Here is a 3433-nt window from a genome sequence, read left to right as displayed (position 1 = left end):
CGCCCCGAAGGCGTGCCCGGCATGGCCTCCGAACCCGTCCACAAGGCGCAGAACGACCGCGACGTACGCGAGCGCGAAGGCGTACGAGGCCCGGTCGCGGGCCTTGCGGTACGCCGACGGCAGCCCGGCCGTGGCGGCCGGCAGCACCACACCGGTGACCAGTTCGCCGGGGCGGATCTCGGTGTCCTGCTCGGGCCGGTCCCCGGGCAGCCGGTGGAACTCCGCAGCCGCGACACTCCGGGCTCCCTCGGGCCCGTCCAGCTCGACACGTCCGTCGAGGGCGGCGAGCGCCACCGCCATGTCCGACGGGTGGGTGGCGATGCAGTGCGCGGAGTGACCGAGCACCGCGTGGTCACGGTGGACGCCGTCACGCGCGCCGCAGCCACTGCCCGGTTCGCGCTTGTTGCACGGCTTCGACAGGTCCTGGAAGTACGGGCACCGGGTGCGCTGGAGCAGGTTCCCGCCGGTCGTCGCCGCGTTGCGCAGCTGCCCGGAAGCCCCCGCGAGCACCGCCTGGGACAGCGCCGGGTACCGGTCGCGGACGAGGGGGTGTGCGGCGAGGTCGCTGTTGCGGACCATCGCCCCGACGCGCAGCGCACCGCCGGGCAGTTCCTCGACCGTGTCCAGCGGGAGCCGGGTGACGTCGATGAGGGCGCGCGGCGCCTCCACGCCGAGCTTCATGAGGTCGACGAGGTTGGTGCCGCCACCGAGGTAGCGGGCGCCGGCGTGGGAGGCGTACGCGGAGGTCGCCTCCTCGACGCTGCCGGCGCGGACGTAGGCGAACTCCTTCACGGGATCACGTCCTCCACGGCCTCGGCGATCCGCGGATACGCACCGCACCGGCACAGGTTGCCGCTGAGCCGCTCCCGGATCTCCTCCCGGTCCAGCGGCACCGGCTCACCCGAGGGCGCCGCCGGGTCGGTGACGTGCGAGGGGTGACCGGCCGCGGCCTCGGCGAGCGCGCCGGTCGCGGAGCAGATCTGGCCCGGGGTGCAGTAGCCGCACTGGAACGCGTCGCGCTCCAGGAAGGCCCGCTGCAGCGGATGCGGTTCCTCACCGTCACCGGACAGGCCCTCGACGGTGGTGACCTCACAGCCGTCGAGGGAGACCGCGAACAGCAGGCAGCTGTTGACGCGCCGCCCGTCCACCAGGACCGTGCAGGCGCCGCACTGGCCGTGGTCGCAGCCCTTCTTGGCGCCCGTGAGCCCGAGATCCTCCCGCAGGAGGTCCAGCAGGACCCGCCGGTGGTCGATGGTGAGCGTGTGGGGTTTGCCGTTGACGCGGAGCGTGGTCCGCGAGTGGTGCCGATGGTTGCCCATGTCGTGGAGGACCTTCCCGGGCGGGCCGTGATGCCGTACGGACCGCGTATCCAGGACGGCACGACTGACACGTGCGTCCCACGAGGGGGCTAGTGCCGCGGCAGGCAACGTTCGCCCCGTCACGACGCCCGGCGCGCTCCCCCACGCTCTCGACTCCGCTCGAGCAGGGGGTACCCGCACTCGCCGCATCGGCCGAAACCCCGAGTACGTCCAGTACGGGGGCTTCCGGCCGGCACGCCGAGAGCACGCACCGGACGCCGCTCCTCAACGGGCAAACGTTGCCTGCCGCGGCACTAGTGCTCCGACGTCACGCGCTGGTCGGCGGTGCCCTTCACATCGCTCGTCTCGTCGCTCTTTTCCTTGCTCTTGGCGTCACTCTTCTCGCGGTCATCGGCCGGAGTCGCGGGACGCTTGACCTTGAAGCGTTCGAACGTCCGTGTGAGCTGCTGGAGCGGGGACACGGCGGGCGGACCGGACGGCCGGGGCCCGGCGGGAGCGGCCTGGGCGGCCTCCTGGTAGACGGCCAGGGCCTCGTGGGCGCTCTCGGCTGCCTCCCGGTACAGGTCACGAGACTTCGTCATGGCCTCCAGCGCTTCGGCGTACATGGCCACCAGACCGCGCTGGCGGTCCAGCTCCTCCTGCAGCGTCAGCAGGTGCCAGTCCTCCCGCAGCGCGGTGAGGGCGTCTTCGGCGCCGTCGGGCAGGGGCCGCGGGAGTGCGGCGAACCGCGTCACCGCGTCGACGAGGTCGGCCGGCTCGGAGCCGTCGAGGAAGACGGCGCGGACCGAGAAGTCCCGGGCGTCGTAGCCCTCCGGCGCCGGAGCGCCCGGCAGTACCACCGCGCCACCGCGCGGCACCTCGACCCCGGAGCCCCGCAGGGCCCAGTTCAGCCCGCGCAGCTGCTGCGGGGCGGCGTGATGCTCCACCACACGGTGGCGCAGGCCGGGCGGCAGCCACCTGGCCACCGGCGTACGTCCCCGGTCGTCGGTGGTCATCGCCTCGTGGACCACCACATGGATGTGCCACCCTCCGCGCACGGCGTTCCTCAGCAGGCGGCGGATCTCCCTGTCGTCCTGGGGGAGGGGGTTGATCTCCCCCAGGGCCAGACGCGTGGCGGCGTCCTGGTCCCAGGCGACGTCAGGGTCCTCCGGCCAGAACAGGCCTGTGGGGGAGGGCCACGCGTGGTCCCACGGCTGCTCGGCCTCCGCGACCAGCAGCCACTCCTGCCCGTCCCCCTCGTCCGGGCCGGGCTTCAGGCTCAGCCGGGCGCGTACGGCCACGTCGTCATCGACCCGCCAACGGGCCTCGAAGACCCGTTCCGCCGGGGCGGTTTGGTCTTCGGGCAACTCCAGGAAGTCGTCGATGGCCCGGCTGTCCTTGCGCTGCTGGAGCGAGCGCCGGAGTACGTCTTCCGCGGATCCCGGGGTGTGGCGGCCGCGCGCCGACCACACCGTGGCGGGAGTCATGGGGCGAACGGTGAGGGAGGTCTGCATGGGTCCATCTGTAAGCGGAGGTACGTGCGTTTGCCAGTATCGTCGCCGCAGGCCGACGGGTGCTACCCGGGGTCGCACCCGGGTGCCGGTGACGGATGTGCCTACGGTGCCTACGGTGCCTACGACTCTCCACCACCCCGGTCGGCCCGCGGCACGCTCCTGTCACCCTGACCGTCGCTCCTCGTGCCGCAACCGCCCGGCACACCGTGGACTCCGTCCGCAGGGGCCTGTTTGCGCCTGGTGCGCCGGGTCGCGCGTACACCCGTCTCTTCTTCCGTCCCGCCGTCGCTCATGCGCACCGCTTACCCGTGCCGGGCCGTGTCATGTGGCGCGAGGGCGACGGCGTGTGACGACCGGGAGGGCGTGCTGCGGCGCCGGGTGGCGTGACGTGGCATGTGGCAGCGCCCTGGGGCCGGGCAGAGTGTGATGCGCGGGATGCGCGCCATGCACGCGGGGTGTGCGCGCCGCGCGCACATCCACGGATCTCACGCGTGGCCCGCCCGCCCCGCGGTCCCGACAATGGTGCGACGAGCAGGGCCCGCCCACCATCCGCATCGGGGCGGGTCCTGCTCGCTGCCCGCCACGACGATCAGGTCCAGCTCCGCGGCCCGGTCGAACAAC

At 73.1% G+C, this 3433-nt stretch carries 3 protein-coding genes; all 3 read right to left on the bottom strand.

The window, feature by feature from the left end; genetic code table 11:
* On the bottom strand, positions 1 to 792 hold a 792-nt coding region (locus ABZ281_RS42930), incomplete at its 3' end, for a xanthine dehydrogenase family protein subunit M (RefSeq protein WP_356663518.1).
* Complete coding sequence (locus tag ABZ281_RS42925; protein WP_356663516.1) at positions 789 to 1319, bottom strand: 2Fe-2S iron-sulfur cluster-binding protein; 531 nt, start codon at positions 1317 to 1319, stop codon at positions 789 to 791. The genes ABZ281_RS42930 and ABZ281_RS42925, both read right to left, overlap by 4 nt.
* Positions 1320 to 1612: 293 nt before the next feature.
* Positions 1613 to 2812, bottom strand: coding sequence for a hypothetical protein (locus tag ABZ281_RS42920; RefSeq protein WP_356663514.1), 1200 nt, complete (start codon positions 2810 to 2812; stop codon positions 1613 to 1615).
* Between the last annotated feature and the right edge of the window lie 621 nt (positions 2813 to 3433).

The sequence above is a fragment of the Streptomyces sp. NPDC006265 genome (genome assembly GCF_040613555.1).
Classification (GTDB): Bacteria; Actinomycetota; Actinomycetes; order Streptomycetales; family Streptomycetaceae; genus Streptomyces.
This window is presented reverse-complemented; position numbering and strand designations above follow the sequence as displayed.

What these genes read in the sequence shown, in the direction of transcription:
- ABZ281_RS42925 (WP_356663516.1), bottom strand. Translation starts at nt 1,319, where the DNA reads ATGGGCAACCATCGGCACCACTCGCGGACCACGCTCCGCGTCAACGGC.
- ABZ281_RS42920 (WP_356663514.1), bottom strand. Translation starts at nt 2,812, where the DNA reads ATGCAGACCTCCCTCACCGTTCGCCCCATGACTCCCGCCACGGTGTGG.